Here is a 21446-nt window from a genome sequence, read left to right on the forward strand (position 1 = left end):
TTTTTTGTTTATAATAATGAATTATTTAATACCTAATTCTTTTTTAACATCAGCAGCTAAGTTAGTACCATCTGCTAATAAAACACCAGAACCCATTGAAGAATCCAATACATATTGTACACCTTGTGCACGTGCTACTTTTTGGATTGCTGTTCTAGCTTTTTCAAAGATTGGTTGCGTTAAGTCAACTTCTTTCTTTTGTAACTCTTGTCCAGCTGTAGTTTGGAATTGTTGGATACGTTGTAAAAGACCTTCTACTTCTTTTTGTCTTTCTTCGTTTACTGCATCTCCAACTGTAGCAGCTTCTCCTTGGTATTTTTGAGCTTTAGTTTGGTACTCAGATACCATTGTTTCGTATTCTTTTTGATATTTTTCACCTAATGCTTTCAGTTCTGCCTCCGCTGATTTCATCGCAGGCATTTCTGTAATTAAAGCTTGAACATCAATGTGTGCAACTTTAGTTTGCGCTGTTGCTGTAGTTAAGCTAACGCCAAAAAACATTACTGCTGCAATCAATAAGGATTTCATTTTTTTCATTGTATTCGTTTTTTATATTATTTTACTTGTTACTTTTTTGCGGCTTCAATTTGTTTTTTCAGTTCTTCTTGTTCTTGAAGCATTTTTTTGCGTTTCTCTTCTTGTTCCTCTTGAACGCGTTTTTTGATTTCTTCTTGCTTGCGTTGCGTCTCCTCAATTTGTTTGCGACGCTGTTCTAAAGCTTCTTTTTTCTTCTGTTCGAGGTCTGCTTTGCGTTTTTCTTCTGCAGCTTTTCGCTCAGCAATTAGTTTTTCGAGCTCTTCGTTCTTATTGTTCTTTTGCTGTTGCTCCGCCTCTTGACGTTTTCTTTCTCGTTCTTCTTGTTGTCTTCGCTCTCTCTCATTTTTAAGCTTTTCAGCTTCTTCTTGCTGCTGCTTAATTTTATTTTCTTGCTCTAACTGAAGTTGCTCTCTCTTTTGCTGCTCTTCTTTCTTTTTCTGTTCAGCCTCTTCTTGCTGCTGCTTAATTTTATTTTCTTGATCTAACTGAAGTTGCTCTCTTCTTTGTTTGTCATCTTTCTTCTTCTGTTCGATCTCTTCCTGTTTTTGTTTTAAGAGTTGCTTTTGCGTTTCAATTTTTTCTTGTCTTAGACGCTCAGCTTCTTCTCTTTTTTCTTCAAGCTCCTTGAGTTTCTCCTCTTGTTGGCGTTTTATCGATTCTTCTTGGCTAATCTGCTCTTGATCCGATTTAGATTGCTGTTGCTTTTGTTTTTCTTCCTTCTGCTCTTGACGCATTTGCTTTTCAGCTTCCTGTCTTCTGCGTTGTTGTTCTTCGCGTCGACTTTGTCTCAAAGCAATTGCATCTTCTTCTTTCTCCTCTTGTTCAACAGCTTCTACCTGTTCGGCTGTCATGTTTTGTTTTCGACGAGCAGAAGTCATCCTACGAATGACTAAATTACTAATATCATATCGTTTATCCGCTATGAGCATTGTAGTTTCTGCGTTTTTGTCTAAAACATAGTCGTACTTTCTCGCCTCTGCAATATCTTGAACCATAGCAAATACCTGATCCTGAATCGGTTTTGCCAAGCTTATTTTTTGAGAAAAATATTCGCCATCTGTACCAAAATACTTTTGCTGATATTTTAAAAGATCGTCTTCGAGTTCACTAATGCTTTCCTCTTTTTCATTAATCAAATCACGGGTTAACAAAACGCGTTCGTTTGCTAAATCCGTTTTGAGTTTTTTAATCTCTTCTTTCTTTTTGTCAATTTCTTGCTTCCATCCTTCGGCTCGATTGGATAATTGTGCACTTGCTTCCGTGTACTCTGGTACATGTTGCAAAATTAGTTCCATATCAATATAGGCAACTCGTGCAGACCCTCCTTGGGCTAAAGAAATAGAATAACCAAAAATACTGATTAAAAAAATAAAAAGATACCTCATAATTTGTTAAATTTTAGCAAAGTGTATCACTAAAACTGTTGCCCAAGGATAAAGTGAGTCTCCCATCCATTTCTTTGTGTCATTCCTGGAGGTGCATCAAATCCATATCCGAAGTCAATACCCAATAGACCAAACATTGGCATAATCACGCGAACACCCAATCCAGCAGATCGTTTTAAATCGAATGGATTGTAGTCTTTAAATGAATCGAATGCTGCTCCAGCCTCTGCAAATGACAATACATAAACAGATGCACTTGGTTTTAGTGTAATAGGATAACGTAATTCTAGGGTGAATTTATTGTATATAGTACCTCCAATTTGTTCGCCGTACTGATTAATAGGGGTTAAAGCTTGGTTTTTGTACCCTCTTAATTGAACAACTTCACGTCCATCTAATGAGAAGTTTACTAATCCATCTCCACCAACATAGAAACGCTCAAATGGAACAACCCCGCGGTTGTTGTTGTAAGCTCCCATATATCCAAATTCACCAACTGTTCTGAATACTAATTTATCAAAAATTGTGGTATACCAATCACCTTTGAATTTTAATTTATAATATTCTAACCAGTTGAATCTTTTTTGGTCTACTTTACTTGCATCAGCAGTAGCATCTTGCCAATTGCTCACAGGTTGACCTGCTGCATTTAAATAACTACCAGTAGGGATAACCAATCCTGTATTTGGATCAATTTGACCTGGTTTAGATTTGTATTTATATTCTTCTTGATTTCCTAAATTCTTGTAGTCAACATTGTTGAATAAAGAGTAAGGAGGAGTGAATTTTCCACTTACACTAAAGTATGAACCAAAGGTAGGGAAGTTTGGATCCATCCCGCGGTTATCTCTAGAAAGTTCAATTTGATACGATAAGTTTCTTGAAGAACCATCACCAAAGGTAAATAATCCTGTGTTGTAGTTTTTCATATCGTAGTATTGGAAACTTAAGGTATGTGACAACACGAAGTTATCATCAGGAACACTTAAATTCTTTGCCACCCCTAATTGAATGGTTGTAATGTCAAACCCTCTACTGCGATCAGTTCTTCTACTGTAGTAGTCATATAAGTTTTGTTTACTATACGCAATAGTACCGAATAAGTTTACAGGTTTCTTTCTTCCCAACCAAGGTTCTGAGAAACTCAAACTGTAGGTTTGGAAGTATGAACTTCCTTGTAATCTCAAGGATAACGACTGACCGTCTCCCATTGGGAACGGGTGGTATGCTTTTTTATTGAAAATATTACGCAAAGAGAAGTTATTGAAAGACAATCCTAAAGTTCCGATGAAACCTCCTCCACCGTAACCTCCTTGTAATTCAACCTGACTTGATCCCTTTTCTGCTACAGACCATTCAACATCTACTGTTCCTGAAGCTGCATCCGGATTTAAAATATCTGGTACAATCGCTTGAGCATCAAATATGTTTAATTGTCCTAATCGACGCATCGTTTCCATTACCATAGCCTTACTCCAGATTTCTCCTGGTCTTGTTCTCAAGGTACGGTGAATTACGTGATCATGGGTATATTCATTTCCTCTAACCGTGATGTTGTTGAAACGAGCAATAGGTCCTTCTGTGATTCGAATTTCAAAATCAATAGTATCATTCGCTGTTTTTACTTCTACAGGAGTAATATTCGAGAAAAGATATCCGTTGTTTTGATATTGATTCGTTAAGTTGTAGCCATCAGGATCCGTTTGGTCGTTGATTCGCTTGTTTAACAAAACGCCATTGTATACATCGCCTTTTCCAATTCCCAAGATATTTCTAAGTTGGTTGTTGGTGTATACTGTATTTCCAATAAAGCGAATGTCTCCAATGTAGTATTTGTTACCTTCTTCTACATCGATGTTAATCGCTATGCGATTAGTTTTTGGATCATAAGCTGTCGTGTCTGCAATTACACGAGCATCACGATATCCTTTTTCTTTATACTTGTCTACTAAACGCGTTAGATCTTCTTCATATTTCGTTTGAATGAATTTTGAAGGTTTAAAGATTCGAAGCGGGTTAAATGGACTGCGTTTTTTTGTATCCTTTAATGCTTTGCGTAGTTGTTTGTCCGTTAAATGACCATTCCCATCAAACTGAATATCAGAAATACGGACTTTTTTTCCGCGATCAATTCCCACTACTAAATCTACATAGCGACCAGTAGAATCTGTAGGTACTGTGTTTAGCGTGATCTTGGTATTGTAAAAACCGTCTTTTTTATACTTGTTTAAAAGGTAGTATTTAGTTGTTGAAAGCAAGTTTTCGTTGACAATTTTTCCTTTAGTCAATTTTGCTTCCTTGATAACAGTTTCTGATTTAGCTTTTTTATACCCTCTAACTTTAGCGCTGTTTAAACGAGGTAACTCATTTAAAGATAACTCTAGGTTAATGGTGTCATTTACAACAGATGTTTCGTATATATTGATGTCTTTAAAAAAACCAAGTTTCCAAAGTTTTTTTAATGCATCACTAATCTCTTCTCCGGGAACAGAAATTTTTTGACCTTTATTTAAACCTGTAAAAGTTACAACTGTTTGAGGGTTGTAATTGATTTTACCAGTAACTTTTATATCTCCTAAAATATAAGTTTTAGGGGTTTCTAAGGTAGGAATATAGTCTCCTTGTTGTGCTTGAACACTGCTACAAATTAGACCTGCAATGAACAGGGCAAAAAGTGAGATGCCTTTTTGAAACATTATTTTCGTTTTTATTTAATTTGTTCACTTGTTTTTCCATATCTTCTCTCTCTTTGTTGGTAAGAAAGAATCGAACGATAAAGTTCTTCTTCAGAGAAGTCGGGCCATAATACCTCTGTAAAATATAATTCAGCATAAGCAATCTGCCAGAGTAAGAAATTACTAATTCTCTGTTCTCCACTTGTGCGTATTAACAAATCAACATCAGGCATATTATGCGTGTAAAGATGCTCATTAATAATTGATTCGTCAATATTGTCTTCTGAAATTATATTATTTTTAACTTTAATAGAAATTTCCTTAATTGCGTGTATTATTTCTGCTCTAGCACCATAACTAAGTGCTAAAGTTACAGTCATCCTTTTGTTTTCTTTCGTTTTGTCAATTGTTGAAGCCAAATTTTGACGAACTTTTTCTGGAAGTAATTCTAGATTTCCAATTGCATTAAGTGCAATTCCATTTTCCATAAAAGTGGGAAGTTCCTTTGTAAGTGATTTGACTAATAATTCCATTAACTTGTCTACCTCATATTTGGGTCTGTTCCAATTTTCAGTAGAAAAAGCATAGAGCGTTAAATAGTTAATGCCCAGTTCTCCACATTTTTTTAAAGTGGTTCTCAGTGATTTTACACCATTTTCATGGCCAATTGTTCTTAGAAAACCTCGTTGTTTAGCCCATCTACCATTGCCATCCATGATAATCGCAATATGCTTTGGTAGTTGGTTCATGTTAATTTGTTCTTTCAATTTCATTTAATCTGCGCAATAACAAGGATTATGTCCAAAAGTATAACTTATCGTAATGCCTGAATAGAAAAACCAGTCATTTCCTTTTTTTCCAAAGCGAAAATTTTCCATTTTGGATCCAGAAGGATTACTGCCGTCTAAGTTGTCCGTAAAACTATAAGTTGCAGTTACTTCTGCGTTAATATTAATTTGAGGGTTAACTCGTATTTTCATTCCAGCAGCAAAGGGAATGGCTGCTGTATATTTTTTATCACCTTTAGTTAGTCTCTTTCCTCTGAAATATAAATCGGAGTAGCGAATTCCCGATACACCTGCATATAAATAAGGTGTCATTGCAAAATTCTCTTGATGTAAATCGAATTCAAAAAAATTAAATTCAAGACCTAAACTCAATTGTTGAATTGTATTTTCAAAACGAAGATCTCGTGTTTTTCTACTTTCACTTGAAGCGTCTGCGTCGTTTCCTGTCAATTTTTGTTGACTAAAACTAAGACGGTATGAATGTCTAGGACTCTTGTTCCATCTATAAAAAATGTTATAGCCTAAATTTTTAGGATTAATAAACTGTGTGGATCCAATGTCTCCAACATAGTTAGTACCACCTAAACCAACGCCTACCTCATGGATTTGAGCGTATGCTAAAGGCATGCAAAGCAGCAAGATAAATGTAATAAAGGCCTTTTTCATTTTGTTAAAATAATTCACAAATATAGTAATAATGACGTCTCTTTGTTTGAAAAAAAAGAATTTGTTATGACAAAATCAGACAAAAAAGAGTTATAAAAAAATAAATGTAATAAAAAAAGTTGTTTTGACGTTTTTTTAATTGCGTTTATCTTCGCCCCAAAGTAACTTATTTCGCAAGGTTTTAATAAAACTCTGTTGTGGAAATTCTACTAAGTTAATGGTGAAAGGTGCTTTGGATATTGTTACTTCTGTTTCGTTGTTTACGGCTTGTGTGCTGCTGTCTACTGATAGCAAGAACTGACTTTCTCTAGCGTTAACTTTTAATTTTATTGTTAAGTTATCTCGGATAACTAAAGGTCTAACATTAAGGTTATGCGGTGCTAATGGAGTAAGAACAAAACACCCTGTTTCCGGTTCAATGATAGGACCTCCACAACTCAATGAATATCCTGTTGATCCCGAAGGGGTAGATATAATTAAACCATCTGCCCAATAGGTAGCTAAATACTCATTGTCAAGGTAAGTCTCTACTGTAATCATTGAGGTTGTATTCTTTCTCGAAACAGTGATGTCATTTAAGGCAAAATTGATATCAAAATTTGAGTTAGACGCCGGATCACACGCTATTGTAAGCAAAGCTCTTCTCGATAGCTTATAGGTCTCTTTGAACAAATGAGGCAGATGCTCTTCAATCGTGTCTTCCTGTATATTAGCTAAGAATCCTAAACGCCCAGCATTGATCCCTACGATGGGAATATTTTTGTCTTTAATAAAATTTGCAGCTCTTAGCATCGTACCATCTCCACCAATACTAATGAAAAAGTCGACGTCTAACGGTAATTCATTTTCGTCGTCAAATGTCTCATATGTTGTCGGAAGTATGTTTTTTTCGTTTAAAAGATCGTAAAAATTTCGCTCGAAAATAATCGTAGGTGTATAAGTTTCAAAAACGTTAAAAAGACGATTAACGATGTTTTGTACGATGGTTTTGTTGGTTTGCCCGTAAATTGCAAATTTCATACTATATGTTTAAAAATTTGTTTAGATAATTGGAGTGATCTATTAGTTTATTTTGATGTGAATCTTCCTCGTGTTGCGAAACAATCGTAAAATCAAAACGCCGTAAGTCCTGAATAATTGTATCTACGTTTTTTTGTGTTAGACGCAAGAGTACTTGAGTTTTGAGGTCAGAGGTGCTCCATACAATAATTCCGAGTAATTTGCTGTTGTTGCTTTCTACTAGTTGCGTAATCTTAGCAAGACTGCAGGCTTCTGTGTCATTTTCGATCAGTAAAGTTGTTCCAACTTCAGTTAAAAAGGTACTTTCCAATAAGTTTGCAGTTATAGCAGCTTTTGGAAGCATTCCTATTAGGTAGTGTTCTGTGTCTAAAACAGGAAGGATATTACATTTATTTTGAATAAAAGTATCTGCTATTTTGGCCAGATCATCAGTGGGTTGGATATAAAAGGATTCTACATGATAGCTTATCGACGCCAAAGTTTGAGTCTCGTCAATTTCATATAAAAGCGATGTGGCCAAATTTCCTATCCAACTATCGTTAGCATCTACTAGTGCTAAATGCGAATAGTCGTGCTGATCGAGAAAAGCAATTACCTCATGCACCGGTGTAGAAAGGGTGAAGGTAGGAAGCGTAAGTAAAGATGATTCAACGGTCGTCAAAATAGGTTCTATTAAATTCTAACTGCAAAATAATTAAAAATAAACCAATAAGCCTTAATTATACTTTGTATTTTTGTTTTTTAATATCTTAATTATGACAAAGCTATCTGTAAATATCAATAAAATTGCTACCTTAAGAAATTCTAGAGGGGGTAATGTACCTAATTTAGTGAAAGTGGCTGAAGATGTTCAAAAATTTGGAGCTGCTGGGGTAACCATCCACCCTCGTCCTGATGAGCGTCATATTCGCTATCAAGATGCAAGAGATTTAGTGCACGTTGTACATACAGAATACAATATAGAAGGTAATCCGATGGATAACTTTTTAAAACTGGTTTTTGAGTGTAAACCTACACAAGTAACTTTAGTTCCTGATGCAGTTGATGCATTAACTTCTAACGCTGGTTGGGATACCTTAAAACACAAAGATTTTTTGACTGATGTGATCAAAGAATGTAAACAACAGGGAATCCGTACTTCTATTTTTGTTGATCCTGTTCTTGAAATGGTAGAGGGAGCTAAAATAGTTGGAACTGACCGCATCGAGTTGTACACGGAAGAATTCGCAACACAATACGGATTGGGAAATGAAAGGGGAATTGATCCTTATATTAAAGCCGCCGAATTAGCTGTCGAATTAGAATTGGGAATTAATGCAGGACATGATTTGAGTTTAGATAATATTCAATTCTTTAAAAATAATATTCCCAATCTTTTAGAAGTGTCTATTGGACATGCTTTGATTGCCGAATCACTTTATTTGGGATTGGAAAATGTAGTTAATATGTATATTCAAAAATTGAGTTAATGGAAGGGATTTTATATTCAAAAATTGAAGGAGAAGGCGGAATTCCAATGCTTGTATTACATGGGTATTTTGGAATGTCTGACAACTGGAACACCTTTGCTAAGCAAATGGTGGAAAAAGGATATGAAATGCATTTACTGGATTTGAGAAATCACGGTAGAAGTTTTCATTCTGACGATTGGTCTTATGATTTTATGGTTGAGGATGTTATTCGTTACATGGATCATTACAATATTTGTGATGCCCTTGTCTTAGGTCATTCTATGGGAGGAAAGGTAGCAATGCACTTAGCTTCGAAATACCCTACTAGAGTGGAGAAACTTATAGTGGCTGATATTGCACCTCGTTCTTATGCGCCTCATCATCAAGATATTTTAACGGCTTTAAATGCTGTAGATTTTTCAACCAAGCCTTCGAGAAAAGAAGTTGATGACCTAATTAGTACGCGTATTAGTGACTTCGGTACCAAACAATTTTTGTTGAAAAGCTTATATTGGAAAGAACCCGATCAGTTGGCATTTCGATTTAATTTGGAAGTATTTAATCGAGATGAAAATGTTGTTGGAGAAGGAATTGATCAAGATGCTTTATATGATAAACCTACGCTTTTTATTCGCGGAGGAGCCTCAAATTACATCCAAGAGAAAGATCATGCCAGTATTAAAAAACACTTCCCTCAAGCCGTCATTGAAACGATTCCAAACGCAGGACACTGGTTACACGCCGAAAATCCTCAATTGTTTTTTGAATTGGTTTTGAAGTTTTTGACTAAGTAAAACAGATTTAAAATATAAAATAGCCCTTGCAATTCCTGCAAGGGCTATTTTTTTTGTAAATATCGATTTTGAAGAAGGAGTATATCTTGTTTTTCAACAATATTAATGTTTTATTTGTATTTAGATTTAATAAATATAACAAACAAAATAAGAGGTGATGAAATTAAATTTTATATAAAGCGATGTATTTTATGTGAAAAATAGATTTTTGTTTGTTAAAAATGAATTTTGTTTAGTATTTTGTTTTGTTTTAATTTTATTGGTTTCTTGTTATTTAGTTTATTTTAACTTAATTTAGGTGATCTCAAAAATGAGAAGTAGCCATTTAAACGTTGAAATCAGTAATCTAATGTTGATTTTGGCGTAAAAACCTTAGAATCCCTTACAACTATGAAACAAAAAAATGTTTTCCTACTTGGTATTTTACTGTTGTTAAGTAATGCTGTTTTTGCACAATACTACAAACAACATTACATCGCTCCAGCCCCATGGCAGTATTGGAGCACAGCAAATCAAATCGTAATAGGTACATTGTCCACCAATCCAGTTGATGTAATCCTGAAAAAGAGCGATGGAACGGAGTTGACAACTTTAACGGTTACTGCTAATAATCCCGTTTCTTATCGTTTTCAAGGTGATGCCAATGGAGTGACAAGAAATGCAATTGACACAACCTATGACGATCGAGGTTTGGTTGTAGAAGCTAGTGAGCCTGTATTAATAAACCTTAGAAATATAGCTTCTGATGCAACGATAGGATGGACCTCTTTGGGCGTTGAAAATATTAAGGGAAATGCCTCTTTAGTGAGTTTTGGTGAAGAAGGATTAGGAGTTGAGTTTCGCTTAGGTTATTATCGATCAAGTACGCAAGGATTATATGCTAATGCGCCCGTTTATGCTGTTATGGCAACTGAAGATGAAACAACAGTAGAAGTTCAACAAGGAACCAATGTAGATACTTTTGTGCTAAATGAAGGTCAAAGCAGATTGTTTAAAGCTCCTATGGGAAGTTATTTGAAGGCAAATAAATCTGTGGTTGTAAATGTTGGAAACTGGGGAGATACGCCTGGACTTTGCGGGCCTGGAGGAATAAATGGACAAGATGGAACATTCGATCAAGTAGCTCCTGTACATATGTTAGGTAATCGCTATTTAGTCGTACGTGGAGAAGGTTCAGTACCCAATGAAACACAACGCAATCAGCTACTAGGATCTGAACAAAGTTTAGTTGTCGCTACAAAAGACAATACAACCCTTACGATACAAAATTATACCGCACAAGGTGTTGCTTCGGGAACATTGATTACACAGGTGCTAGCTAATGCCGGTGATTATTATTCTTTTTATCACGGCGATGGAATCAACAAAAACTCGTCAAGTTTAATTGTATCTGATCATGAGGTTATCGTTTATGCAGGTACAGCCGTGGAGTGTGAAACCGATATTTCTACTGTTTTACCCATAGGAGGGTGTGCCGGTTCAATCAATATACAAACCAAGAAATTTGTCAATTACAATGATAATGGACTACCTTATATGGGGTTTGCCGTTATTGAACACCAAACAGAACCCGTTTTGCTAAACAATCAAGATATTGAAACGCTAACGAATACAACTCGTGTGCCATTAGGTGATAGCGGTTTGTACATGATTACGTTTACCCATACGTCAATCGGAAATCCCGAAAATATCATTTTGAGATCCGATCTTCCTCTTACCGTTAGTTTAGTACAACAAGGAGATGGGTTTTCTATGTCTGCGTTTTTTTCCTCTTTTGGACAAGCAGCACAAGCACCTATTGAAGTTAAACGAAATGAAAATTGTACAGTTCGTTTAGAGTCAGAAGAGGAATCAATAGAATATGAATGGTTTTTAAATGGAGAATCTATTGGTGTTACAACAGAATCGTATATCGATGTGACCGAAAGCGGATTATATACTGTTCGAATTAAAAAAGAATGCGGTTGGAGTAATCGTTCTTTGCCTTTAGATGTTGAGGTTATACCATGTGTTGATTTATCCATTACCAAAAGGGTAAAGTCTCAAAATGACGGATTTGCCGTTTTTGAAATTACCGTCAAGAATTTGGATGAAATTTTCGCTGATCCAAATGTAACCGTAGAGGATATCTTACCCTCTGGATATGAATTTGTTAGTTATGAAGCGGATAAGGGAACCTATGATGCTTCTACTGGTAAATGGAGTATTGGTGAATTGGCTCCACAAGAGGAAGTGAAACTAGAGATCAGAGTCAAGATCGTTGAAGAAGGAGAATACCTCAATAAAGCAACAGTAGAAGGTGAGGCTATTGATCCAAATATGGATAATAACACCGCTGAAGCCATTATAACACTAGGGAAATTGTCGTTTACTAAAAAGGCGGTCGACTTAGAATACAATCGAATTGGCGATAAGATCGAGTATGAAATTGTTGTAAAAAACGTAGGAGAAACCCTCGTTACAGCTATTGAAATTACAGATGATAATGCAGATACTGGTTCGTTGAGACCAGCTAAAATTGCTGAATTAACACCTGGTGAAACAGTAACTGTTACGGCATATCACACCATTACAGAAGCCGATTTTAGAGCAAAAACGGTTGTTAATCAAGCGACGTTGGTTGCTCAAACAACAACCGGAACGATGACAAAGGTATCTGATGACCCTAAAACACCGCAACAAGATGATCCTACTATTACAGCCATTCTATATCAAGCAGATTTACACGCAACAAAAGATGATGGTTTGACTTATTATACCCCTGGTCAAGAAACAACATATCGCATTGTAGTAGAAAATAAAGGACCAGGATCTGCGGTTGATGTAGAGGTAGTAGATCAAATGCCAGAAGGAGTAATCGATATGCGCTGGAGTAGCTCGCAAGGTACTTCAGGTAGTGGTGATTTATTCGATACAATTGCTCGATTGGATGTGGGTGATTCCGTGACTTATGAAGTGACGTTAACCATCCCTCTAACCAATGTAAAAACCTTTATTAATATTGTAACGGTTGAGGCTCCAGAAAATGAAGATCCTGTTGAGGCTTGTGATACATGCATGGATATAAACTATCAAAAAGTGTTTATTCCAAGGGGAATATCGCCCAATGGAGATGGTGCAAATGATTTCTTGGATTTGACAAATTACAACGTCCAGAACATTAAAATATTTAATCGCTTGGGGCAAATTGTCTACGAAAAAGGGAAGTATGAAAAAGAATGGTTTGGTCAATCAAACTCAGGAAATAAACTATTGCCATCAGGGACGTATTTCTACGTGATGAAAAACATCCTGAATGATGTCTATACCGGTTGGATTTACCTCCAATACTAGTGCTTAAATCATGCGTTTTAAGTTTATATTTCGAAAAGCTGCCTTGTAATCACAAGGCAGCTTTTTTTGTAGTTTTTACTTCTGATAAAATGGTTTCTTAAAAAATATGTTGTTTCAATAACTTGTAAAAAGAATAATTAAAAAAATGATATAAAATAATGGAACTTGTTTAGATTTTTTCTAAAAAGAAGAAGAATTGTTTCTAAATCTTCTTTTTGGATGTTAAAGTGTGTATTAAAAATTTGTCAAATTATTATATATTTATATATTTACTATATGTGAAATAAAATAATAGTTAATTATGATAAAAAAGGTATTGTCATTGTCTCTTTTAACCCTAATTACCGCATCGACGTATGCAGGTGGTTATCGCGTTAGTATGCAAGGAAATAGACAACTTGCAATGGGGCATGCTGGTGTGGCTGTTATTAGTAGTGGTGCGGAATCTCTATTTTTTAACCCCGCGGCATCGGTTTATCTAGATGATAAGTTTAATTTCTCAGCGGGGATGAATTATCTAGTCGCGGATACAAAGTTTCAAAACGAAACATATGGTTGGGAAAATGATACGCGTAACCCTGGAACCCCATTTTATCTGTACGGTACCTATAAGGCAACCGATTGGTTGACCGTTGGGTTAGCTGTTTATACGCCTTATGGAAGTGCGGTAGACTGGGATAGGGATTGGCAAGGTTCGCATCTAGTCAATAACATCGACTTAAAAGCCTTTTACTTTCAACCTACAATTGCTGTTAAAGTTAGTAAACACTTTAGTTTTGGCGGGGGACCTATCTTCGTTAATGGAGGGGTAACCTTTGATCGAAATGTTTCTCGAAGCATGACCAATGAAGAAGGGAAGCGTACAAGTGTAGAAATTGAAGCGAAAAATGTTACTGCTTGGGGATGGACTGCTGGATATTTGGTGAATGTAGACGACCATTTGCGCTTAGGGATGAATTATCGCTCTAAAGTGATTATGAAAGAAAACAGTGGAAAAGCAAAATTCTCAAATGCACCTGCTTTTGGAGCAGCCATGTTTAAAGATGGAAAAATTAAAGCCGAAATGCCTCTTCCTGCAGAGTTAACGGTGGGTGCTTCGTATTCTTGGGATAAATGGGTGTTGGCTTTTGATTATAATAGAACATTCTGGAAAGTATATGACGCCTTGGTTATCGATTTCGTAGATAGCCCGTTGGGAACTTCAGTTAATGCAAGAAATTACAAAGACTCTAGTACCTATCGCTTTGGAGCGCAATATGCAGTAAATGATCAATTAACGCTTAGAGCTGGATGGTATTATGATGAAAGTCCGGTTCAAGAAGGATATTTCGCACCAGAAACACCGAGAAATGATTCTAGAGCCTATACAGGTGGTTTAACTTATAAATTTAAAAATGGTATTGGAGTTGACCTAGTGTTCTCTTATCTACATTTTAGTGATACACATAATTCATATGATTACTACCATGAAGATGGACAAAATGTCTCTTTTGGCGGAACATATAAATCTGCAGTAACTAGTGGTGGTATAGGAATTACCTATAGTTTTTAATGATAAAATGATTTAAGATGAAAAGAAAATATTTATATATCGCTCCTGTTTTGGCTTTCTTAGCGGCCTCTTGTGAGCCTTCTATTAAAGATGAAATAAATTCGGAAACTTATTATGCTGGTGAGGCAGATTTCTCTTCTTATGTAGCTATTGGAAATTCTCTAACAGCGGGTTATATGGATGGAACACTTTACCGCTCTGGACAAAAGAACTCTTTTCCCAATATACTAGCACAGCAATTTAAAATTGTCGGAGGAGGTGAATTTACGCAACCCCCTTTAGATGATGATACAAATGATGTTGGAGGAATGCTAGTCGGTGGAGTTTCGATGCCTGGTTTTGATACAAAACTTGTGATGAATATGTCTACAAGTAGCCCTGAAAATAAATCGGGAACTGTAACGTTAGACGTAACCAAGAAAAGTCAAAAAGCCTATCACAATGCAGGAGTGCCTGGAGCAAAAACATTTCATTTGATCGCTCCCGGTTACGGAAGTTTGAGCAATTTACAACAAGGGAAAGCCAATCCTTATTTTGTGCGTACTGCTACTTCAGATGAAACAACAGTAATGGCTGATGTGATGAGTTTAAAACCAACGTTTTTTACCAATTGGATTGGTGCTAACGATGTTTTAGCTTACGCTACCTCTGGTGGTGAAGGAGTTGATCAAAACGAACAGGCAAATGGAACTGATTTGACGCAATATGGAGGTAATGATATTACACATGTAGGAGTGTTTAAAGTAGCTTACGAAGGAATCGTTACTACTTTGACAAGTGGTGGAGCAAAAGGAGTATTAGCTACTGTTCCTGATGTAACGACAATTCCATACTTTACGACAGTACCGTATAACCCAATTACAGCTGATGCTGTTGTAAAACCTGGACAAACACCAGAAGCTGTGTTTGATCAGTTGAATATGTTAGTCGGAATGTTTAAAGAAATCTTAGGGCAATTTGGTCAAGGAGATCGCTTGCAGTTGTTAGATAAAGACAAAGCAAACCCTCTGTTGATTCAAGATAAAACGCTGGCAAATTTAGAACCGCAAATCGCAGGTACTATTAAATTTTTAGTGGCATCTGGAAAATTCCCTTTCCCTATTACTGATGCTGAAATTGCCTTTATCGCTAAAAGTTTTGGACAAGCAAGACACGCTACGCAAAAAGATTTAATGCTATTGACAAGTAGAGCTCAAATTGGTGCTTCTTTTAATACCGGAAACCCGACAATGGACGCCATGCTGATTAAAGGTATTACCTTCCCAATTGACGATAAGTATGTATTAAATACCGTAGAACAACAGAAAGTTCAAGCTGCTACAATTGCGTTCAATACGATTATTAAATCTGTAGCAAACGAGAAAGGATTAGCTGTTGCAGATATGAATGAGTTGATGCGTAAAGCAGTAAGCGGGTTAAGAGTCGAAGATGGACAAATTTATACCGCAGACTACTTTAAAGGAATGGGGAACCTAAACACCGTGTTGTTTTCACTTGATGGAGTGCACTTAAATCCTAGAGGGTATGCTTTTATAGCTGCAGAAATCTTACGCGTGATTAACAACCACTACAACGCAAATATCCCCTTGGTTAATCCAGCTGTTTATCCTGGACCAACCTTAGTACTTCAGAACTAAAAAGAAAAAATATGAGTTTTATTATTCGATTATTAGTTACAACTGCCTTGGTCGTTTTCCTTTGTTGGTTGCTTCCAGGTGTTCACGTTACCGGATGGACTTCCGCACTTTGGGTTGCTGTGGTAATGGGGTTGCTCAATGTGTTTTTAAGACCTGTTTTGGTTTTTATGACACTGCCTGCTACTCTTGTGACCATGGGGCTATTTCTTTTCGTTATCAATGCAATCATCATTATGCTCAGTGCTTATTTTGTTGATGGATTTCAAGTGGACGGATTTTGGTATGCCTTGTTATTCAGCTTAATCCTCGTGTTTTGCCAATCGATAGTAAATGGGATTTTCTTAAAAGGAGAACCAAGAAAGATGTAAAAAATTTAATAGTTGAAAGACAAACACTTAAAAAGTTGGACGGGTTGTAAAAATAATTTATTTTTGCAACCCAATTTTATATGTAAATACATCAAAAAATGAATATTACAAGAAATAATGTAGATGCTCTTAATGCAATTGTTACTATTGAACTTGCAAAAGAAGATTACCAAGGTAATGTAGATACTGTGTTATCTAACTACAAAAAGAACGCAAATGTTCCTGGATTTAGAAAAGGTGCTGTACCGATGAGTTTAATTCAAAAACAATACGGAAAATCAGTATTGTTTGAAGAAGTAAACAAAATGTTGCAAGAGAAATTGAATAATTTTCTTGTAGATGAAAAATTAGATATTTTAGGAAATCCTCTTCCTGTAATGGATGAGAACTTTGACTGGGACGCCGATGTATTAAAATTTGATTTTGAATTAGGTTTAGCTCCTGAGTTTTCAGTAGACTTAGAAGGAAAATCAAATGTAACTAAATTTAATATCGTTGCTGATGAGGCGATGTTAGATGAACAAGTTGAATACATTCAAAAACAATACGGGAAATTAGTATCGAAAGAAGCTGTTGAAGAAACTTCTGAATTAGTAGGTACTTTTACAAACGAAGAAGAAGGAATCAACAAAGATGTAACAATCGCTGTTGCTGATTTCAGAACAAAAACGAACCAAAAGAAATTCTTAAACAAAAAAGTTGGTGATCAAGTTACTGTAAACACAAAAGGTTTATTCGAAGACGATCACAAATTAATGGATGTTCTAGGAATTGATCACGATAAAGTTCACGGATTAGAAGTTGATGTTGTATTTACAATCAATGAAATCAACGAATCTGAAAAAGCAGAATTAAACCAAGAACTTTTCGATAAATTGTTTGGTAAAGATGTTGTTACTTCTGTAGAGCAATTAAAAGAAAAAATCAAAGAAGATGCTGAAAAACAATTCGCTTCTCAAGCAGATCAAAAATTCTTAAACGATGTTTTTGAATCATTGTTAGAAACAACTTCTTTTGAATTGCCTTCAACATTCTTGAAAAAATGGTTAATGACTGCTGGTGATACTCCAATGACTGCTGAACAAGCTGCTGATGAGTATGAAAAATCAGAAAAAGGGTTACGTTACCAATTAATCGAAGGAAAAGTAATGACTCAATACGAGTTACAATTGACTTTTGAAGATATCAAAGCGTATACTACTAAATTAATCAAAGAACAGTTGGCTCAATTTGGTCAAACTGAACCAGATGATAAAACAGTTGAAGATATCGTAGCTAGAGTTATGTCAAACCAAGATGAGGTAAGACGTATTTCTGAACAAGCAATGAACGAAAAAATGTTAGCTTTATTTACAGATAAAGTAAAAGCAAAAGTGAAAGAAGTTTCTTACAAAGATTTCGTTAAGGAAATGTACGGAGAATAATTCTTTCCTGAAAAATAAGTATATTTGAGCGTCTATTTGAATGAATAGACGCTTATTTTTTTAATCATAAAAAGCAAAAGTTTATGGACTACGGAAAAGAATTTCAAAAATATGCGACCAAGCATCACGGTATAAATAGTATGTATTACGATAAAATCGTAAGTAGTATGACTCCTTACATCATTGAAGAACGCCAAATGAACGTCGCTTCAATGGATGTGTTTTCACGTTTAATGATGGATCGTATCATTTTTTTAGGAACTGCAATTGACGATTATGTGGCTAATATCATTCAAGCACAATTGTTGTTCTTGTCTAGTGTTGATAATGAAAAAGACATTAGTATTTACGTGAATTCTCCAGGTGGAGGAGTATATGCTGGTTTAGGTATTTACGATACAATGCAATTTATTAAGCCAGATGTAGCTACAATTTGTACAGGAATGGCAGCTTCAATGGGTGCTGTTTTACTTTGTGCTGGTGCAGATGGCAAACGTTCGGCTTTACCGCATTCGCGTGTAATGATTCACCAACCTTTAGGTGGAGCTCAAGGTCAAGCGTCTGATATCGAAATTACAGCAAGAGAAATTTTAAAATTAAAAGACGAATTGTATCAAATCATCGCTAAACATTCTGGACAATCTATGGAGAAAGTACATCACGACAGTGATAGAGATTATTGGATGATTGCAGAAGAGGCAAAAGCCTACGGTATGATTGATGAGGTACTAATTAGAGAATAATTTATGGCTAAAGAAGAGATGAGATGTTCGTTTTGTGGACGTCCAAAATCAGAAACGAATATTCTTATAGCAGGAATTGATGCACATATCTGTGATCGTTGTGTGGATCAAGCTTATGGGATCGTTCTTGAAGAAGAAGATGCCAAGCATTTAGAGGGGTTGTCTAATGCATTGTTGCTAAAGAAACCTATGGAAATAAGAGCCTTTTTAGATGAATATGTGATCGGTCAGGATCAAACGAAGAAGGTTATGGCTGTAGCAGTTTATAATCACTATAAACGCCTGTTGCAAGAAATAAATGGGGAAGATGAAGATATTGAAATCGAAAAGAGCAATATCTTGATGGTCGGACAAACAGGAACAGGTAAAACATTAGTAGCGAAAACAATTGCCAAAATGTTGAATGTGCCTTTAGCGATTGTTGATGCGACTGTTTTGACGGAAGCAGGATATGTAGGAGAAGATGTGGAAGGAATCTTAACCAAGTTGTTACAAGCTGCAGATTACGATGTAGAAAAAGCAGAACGCGGAATTATTTTTATTGACGAAATAGATAAGATTGCACGTAAAAGTGATAATCCTTCTATTACACGTGACGTGTCTGGAGAAGGAGTACAACAAGCATTGTTGAAACTATTAGAAGGAAGTATTGTTAATGTGCCACCTAAAGGTGGACGCAAACACCCAGATCAAAAATTTATCGAAGTAAATACAAAGAATATTCTATTTATTGCTGGTGGAGCTTTTGATGGTATTGAACGCATTATTTCTAAACGCTTGAATTTCCAGGCGGTAGGTTATAGCTCAATCAAAGAGGGAGATAAAGTTGATCGTACGAATTTGATGCAGTACATCATTCCTAAAGATGTAAAAGACTTTGGATTGATACCCGAGATTATTGGGCGTTTACCAGTTTTAACCTATATGAATCCGTTGGATAAAGAAACGCTTCGAGCAATTCTTACTGAACCTAAAAACGCTTTAATTAAACAATATGTGAAATTATTTGACATGGATAATATTGCTTTCTCTATTACAGACGAAGCTTTAGATTACATTGTGGATAAAGCATTAGAGTATAAATTAGGTGCAAGAGGTTTGCGTTCGCTTTGCGAGGCGATTTTAACAGATGCGATGTACGAGCTACCAAGTAAAGAAGAAGTGACAGAATTAGTCGTTGATTTGGCTTATACGGAGCAAGCGTTGAATAAAAACTTAATGCAAAGATTAGAAGCGGCAAGTTAGTCGTTGAACGTCGAAATAAAGGAATAAAGGAATAAAGGAATCCAATACTTGTATTGGATTCCTTTTTTTGTGCCTTTTTTGTGCGTTGTTGAAAACAAGTTTTTTCTCTTTTTAAGGAATAAATACCGCAAATAGGTGATTTTTTTGCAGGACCTTTTGTTTATATTTGCCCTTTTTGTTTTTGATTGTCTGATAATGAGTGTGTTGTGGTTTTTTTGAGATAGGTGAGCCTCGTTTTTATCACGAGTAGGAAGATCTGCTTTCTTTTTGAAAGAAGGAGGTACAGTGAAAAAAAATAGCAAGAGAACTGGTCAAGTATTTGATTTTCAAAAAAAGAAGAACATATCGAACTAACTTATTACTAAAAATACCACGTCATGAATACGTTATCTTATAAAGATTGGGTAAGCTTTCTAAATCAAGAGAATGTCAAAATGAACACCAAAGGGCAAAATTCTTCTCTAGAATCTAGAACATCTTATTACTTTATTTTCGATACAGCTGAAAATAATATTCCTTTTATTAGTTCTGCGTTTGCTCTGATTACAGGACATCAAATGAGCAGTGTTACTTCAGAGATGTTTATCAGTTGGATGCATCCCAATGATCGAAGTTATTTTTTTGAAAAAGAGCTCCAAGGCCAAGAGTTTACCAATAAATTGCGCAACGAGGAGTTGTTTAGGTATGTGTTTAAATATAGCTATCGCTTGAGAAAAGCCGATGGGAGTTATATCTTGGTTTTGCAAGAATATCAGGCGTTAGAGATCAATGAAGAAGGGTATTGGTGTAAATCATTAGTGACACATAAAGTAATGGATACAATAGTTCCTATTTGTTCGGAAACAGATTATAAGATTTATGATAAAGAATTGGGGGTGTACCTGGATTTAACCAATCGATTCAATCTTACGACTAGAGAGCAAGAAATTGTTCAACTCATTAAAGAGGGCTTAACGAGTAAGCAGGTCTCTGATTTACTGCATTTAAGTGTTAATACGGTGCTTACTCACCGCAAAAATATTTTAAGTAAAACGAATTCTACTAGTTTTATAGGACTACTCAAAAAACTAGAGGCTGTTCAGAAAAGTTAGGGTAGAGGAAGTATTTATTGGATGCAGTACAGCACAATAAAAAAGAGTATAAAAAAAGTCCTAAGTGTTAACTTAGGACTTTTGTACTCGAGGCGGGACTTGAACCCGCACGAACATTACTGTTCACTGGATTTTAAGTCCAGCGTGTCTACCACTTCCACCACTCGAGCCTCTGCTCATCAGTATTAGAACTGTTTTGCGAGTGCAAATATAGTATAAAAAGTACGTGTCACAAGAAAAAAATAAATTAAAATCAAACTTTTTTTTGATCTCAGATTCATTTTGCTGATAATCAGTATTTTGTTTTTTATTGAAGAGTGATTTTTTTTTACACTTTGTCTAGTCTTCTGGGAAATCTCCAAAAATATCGAGTGATAAATCGAGTGTTTCTGCCGAAACAAAGTTTTGAATTACTTCTTCAATGCCATTTTCAAAACGCAACTCAGTATTGAATCGACGACTTGTGCCGAATGTATTACCTTCAATAACGGTTTTAAAATAAAATTTTCCACTAGGTGTTTTGAAACGAATAGCCTCAACAGCCGTAAAGTTGTTTTTAAGGTAACTGATCGTTTCGTAAACTTCTTCTTTTGTGGCGTGTTCTTGGCTTGTAAGTAGAGTTCGTCCTCTGCGGTGTTCAAATGTGAACTTATACGTCTCATTTTCTTTCTGGCTAATAACGATTGCGCTCATAATAAAAATGTACTAAATTCAAGATTGTCAATATCAATGCGAAT

At 35.6% G+C, this 21446-nt stretch carries 18 protein-coding genes and 1 tRNA gene; 10 read left to right on the plus strand and 9 right to left on the minus strand.

Annotated elements, in window-relative coordinates; all coding sequences use genetic code 11:
* Positions 1 to 21: 21 nt before the first annotated feature.
* The 7 genes from H4K33_RS02370 to H4K33_RS02400 form a co-directional block, all read right to left on the minus strand.
* Positions 22 to 537: an OmpH family outer membrane protein gene (locus H4K33_RS02370; RefSeq protein ID WP_182646908.1), complete on the minus strand. Its 516-nt coding sequence runs from the start codon at positions 535 to 537 to the stop codon at positions 22 to 24.
* A gap of 29 nt (positions 538 to 566) precedes the next feature.
* Entirely contained in the window at positions 567 to 1922 is a 1356-nt protein-coding gene (locus tag H4K33_RS02375) for an OmpH family outer membrane protein (RefSeq protein ID WP_182646909.1), read from the minus strand.
* A gap of 29 nt (positions 1923 to 1951) precedes the next feature.
* Positions 1952 to 4618 carry an outer membrane protein assembly factor gene (locus H4K33_RS02380; RefSeq protein ID WP_182646910.1) on the minus strand — a complete coding sequence of 889 codons (2667 nt, stop codon included), beginning with the start codon at positions 4616 to 4618 and terminating at the stop codon, positions 1952 to 1954.
* Positions 4619 to 4629: 11 nt separating this feature from the next.
* Entirely contained in the window at positions 4630 to 5370 is a 741-nt protein-coding gene (locus H4K33_RS02385; protein WP_182646911.1) for an isoprenyl transferase, read from the minus strand.
* Complete coding sequence (locus H4K33_RS02390; RefSeq protein ID WP_182646912.1) at positions 5371 to 6051, minus strand: DUF6089 family protein; 681 nt, start codon at positions 6049 to 6051, stop codon at positions 5371 to 5373.
* Positions 6052 to 6186: 135 nt separating this feature from the next.
* Positions 6187 to 7071 carry an NAD kinase gene (locus tag H4K33_RS02395; protein ID WP_182646913.1) on the minus strand — a complete coding sequence of 295 codons (885 nt, stop codon included), beginning with the start codon at positions 7069 to 7071 and terminating at the stop codon, positions 6187 to 6189.
* Between the two features lies 1 nt (position 7072).
* Entirely contained in the window at positions 7073 to 7732 is a 660-nt protein-coding gene (locus H4K33_RS02400) for a CBS domain-containing protein (RefSeq protein ID WP_220485286.1), read from the minus strand.
* Between the two features lie 94 nt (positions 7733 to 7826).
* On the opposite strand from H4K33_RS02400, the gene H4K33_RS02405 reads away from it, so the two are divergent.
* The 10 genes from H4K33_RS02405 to H4K33_RS02450 all read left to right on the plus strand — a co-directional run bounded on the left by H4K33_RS02405 (position 7827) and on the right by H4K33_RS02450 (position 20709).
* Positions 7827 to 8540 (plus strand): pyridoxine 5'-phosphate synthase, encoded by a 714-nt coding sequence (locus H4K33_RS02405; RefSeq protein ID WP_182646914.1) that lies wholly within the window; start codon positions 7827 to 7829, stop codon positions 8538 to 8540.
* Positions 8540 to 9316: an alpha/beta fold hydrolase gene (locus H4K33_RS02410; protein ID WP_182646915.1), complete on the plus strand. Its 777-nt coding sequence runs from the start codon at positions 8540 to 8542 to the stop codon at positions 9314 to 9316. The genes H4K33_RS02405 and H4K33_RS02410 overlap by 1 nt, the downstream gene beginning before the upstream one ends.
* A gap of 390 nt (positions 9317 to 9706) precedes the next feature.
* Positions 9707 to 12649: a gliding motility-associated C-terminal domain-containing protein gene (locus H4K33_RS02415; RefSeq protein ID WP_182646916.1), complete on the plus strand. Its 2943-nt coding sequence runs from the start codon at positions 9707 to 9709 to the stop codon at positions 12647 to 12649.
* Between the two features lie 301 nt (positions 12650 to 12950).
* Positions 12951 to 14201 (plus strand): OmpP1/FadL family transporter, encoded by a 1251-nt coding sequence (locus tag H4K33_RS02420; protein ID WP_182646917.1) that lies wholly within the window; start codon positions 12951 to 12953, stop codon positions 14199 to 14201.
* Between the two features lie 17 nt (positions 14202 to 14218).
* Entirely contained in the window at positions 14219 to 15838 is a 1620-nt protein-coding gene (locus H4K33_RS02425; protein WP_182646918.1) for a hypothetical protein, read from the plus strand.
* Between the two features lie 11 nt (positions 15839 to 15849).
* Positions 15850 to 16206 carry a phage holin family protein gene (locus H4K33_RS02430; protein WP_182646919.1) on the plus strand — a complete coding sequence of 119 codons (357 nt, stop codon included), beginning with the start codon at positions 15850 to 15852 and terminating at the stop codon, positions 16204 to 16206.
* A 98-nt stretch (positions 16207 to 16304) separates the two neighbouring features.
* Positions 16305 to 17630 carry a trigger factor gene (gene tig, locus H4K33_RS02435; RefSeq protein ID WP_182646920.1) on the plus strand — a complete coding sequence of 442 codons (1326 nt, stop codon included), beginning with the start codon at positions 16305 to 16307 and terminating at the stop codon, positions 17628 to 17630.
* A gap of 83 nt (positions 17631 to 17713) precedes the next feature.
* Positions 17714 to 18373 carry an ATP-dependent Clp endopeptidase proteolytic subunit ClpP gene (gene clpP, locus H4K33_RS02440; protein ID WP_182646921.1) on the plus strand — a complete coding sequence of 220 codons (660 nt, stop codon included), beginning with the start codon at positions 17714 to 17716 and terminating at the stop codon, positions 18371 to 18373.
* Positions 18374 to 18376: 3 nt separating this feature from the next.
* Positions 18377 to 19618: an ATP-dependent Clp protease ATP-binding subunit ClpX gene (gene clpX / locus H4K33_RS02445; protein WP_182646922.1), complete on the plus strand. Its 1242-nt coding sequence runs from the start codon at positions 18377 to 18379 to the stop codon at positions 19616 to 19618.
* Between the two features lie 377 nt (positions 19619 to 19995).
* The gene (locus H4K33_RS02450; protein WP_182646923.1) at positions 19996 to 20709 is read left to right on the plus strand and encodes a LuxR C-terminal-related transcriptional regulator; all 714 of its coding nucleotides are present in this window, start codon (positions 19996 to 19998) and stop codon (positions 20707 to 20709) included.
* Positions 20710 to 20793: 84 nt separating this feature from the next.
* On the opposite strand, the gene H4K33_RS02455 is transcribed toward H4K33_RS02450, so the two are convergent.
* Positions 20794 to 20879 (minus strand) — tRNA-Leu (locus H4K33_RS02455).
* A gap of 169 nt (positions 20880 to 21048) precedes the next feature.
* Entirely contained in the window at positions 21049 to 21402 is a 354-nt protein-coding gene (locus tag H4K33_RS02460; RefSeq protein WP_182646924.1) for a hypothetical protein, read from the minus strand.
* Positions 21403 to 21446 lie beyond the last annotated feature (44 nt).

Source organism: Myroides sp. WP-1 (genome assembly GCF_014145635.1).
In the GTDB taxonomy this organism is placed as follows: domain Bacteria; phylum Bacteroidota; class Bacteroidia; order Flavobacteriales; family Flavobacteriaceae; genus Flavobacterium.

What these genes read in the sequence shown, in the direction of transcription:
- H4K33_RS02390 (WP_182646912.1), bottom strand. Translation starts at nt 6,051, where the DNA reads ATGAAAAAGGCCTTTATTACATTTATCTTGCTGCTTTGCATGCCTTTA.
- clpP (WP_182646921.1), top strand. Translation starts at nt 17,714, where the DNA reads ATGGACTACGGAAAAGAATTTCAAAAATATGCGACCAAGCATCACGGT.
- H4K33_RS02430 (WP_182646919.1), top strand. Translation starts at nt 15,850, where the DNA reads ATGAGTTTTATTATTCGATTATTAGTTACAACTGCCTTGGTCGTTTTC.
- tig (WP_182646920.1), top strand. Translation starts at nt 16,305, where the DNA reads ATGAATATTACAAGAAATAATGTAGATGCTCTTAATGCAATTGTTACT.
- H4K33_RS02395 (WP_182646913.1), bottom strand. Translation starts at nt 7,071, where the DNA reads ATGAAATTTGCAATTTACGGGCAAACCAACAAAACCATCGTACAAAAC.
- H4K33_RS02420 (WP_182646917.1), top strand. Translation starts at nt 12,951, where the DNA reads ATGATAAAAAAGGTATTGTCATTGTCTCTTTTAACCCTAATTACCGCA.
- H4K33_RS02425 (WP_182646918.1), top strand. Translation starts at nt 14,219, where the DNA reads ATGAAAAGAAAATATTTATATATCGCTCCTGTTTTGGCTTTCTTAGCG.
- H4K33_RS02375 (WP_182646909.1), bottom strand. Translation starts at nt 1,922, where the DNA reads ATGAGGTATCTTTTTATTTTTTTAATCAGTATTTTTGGTTATTCTATT.
- H4K33_RS02385 (WP_182646911.1), bottom strand. Translation starts at nt 5,370, where the DNA reads ATGAAATTGAAAGAACAAATTAACATGAACCAACTACCAAAGCATATT.
- H4K33_RS02460 (WP_182646924.1), bottom strand. Translation starts at nt 21,402, where the DNA reads ATGAGCGCAATCGTTATTAGCCAGAAAGAAAATGAGACGTATAAGTTC.
- H4K33_RS02415 (WP_182646916.1), top strand. Translation starts at nt 9,707, where the DNA reads ATGAAACAAAAAAATGTTTTCCTACTTGGTATTTTACTGTTGTTAAGT.
- H4K33_RS02410 (WP_182646915.1), top strand. Translation starts at nt 8,540, where the DNA reads ATGGAAGGGATTTTATATTCAAAAATTGAAGGAGAAGGCGGAATTCCA.
- H4K33_RS02370 (WP_182646908.1), bottom strand. Translation starts at nt 537, where the DNA reads ATGAAAAAAATGAAATCCTTATTGATTGCAGCAGTAATGTTTTTTGGC.
- H4K33_RS02380 (WP_182646910.1), bottom strand. Translation starts at nt 4,618, where the DNA reads ATGTTTCAAAAAGGCATCTCACTTTTTGCCCTGTTCATTGCAGGTCTA.
- clpX (WP_182646922.1), top strand. Translation starts at nt 18,377, where the DNA reads ATGGCTAAAGAAGAGATGAGATGTTCGTTTTGTGGACGTCCAAAATCA.
- H4K33_RS02450 (WP_182646923.1), top strand. Translation starts at nt 19,996, where the DNA reads ATGAATACGTTATCTTATAAAGATTGGGTAAGCTTTCTAAATCAAGAG.
- H4K33_RS02405 (WP_182646914.1), top strand. Translation starts at nt 7,827, where the DNA reads ATGACAAAGCTATCTGTAAATATCAATAAAATTGCTACCTTAAGAAAT.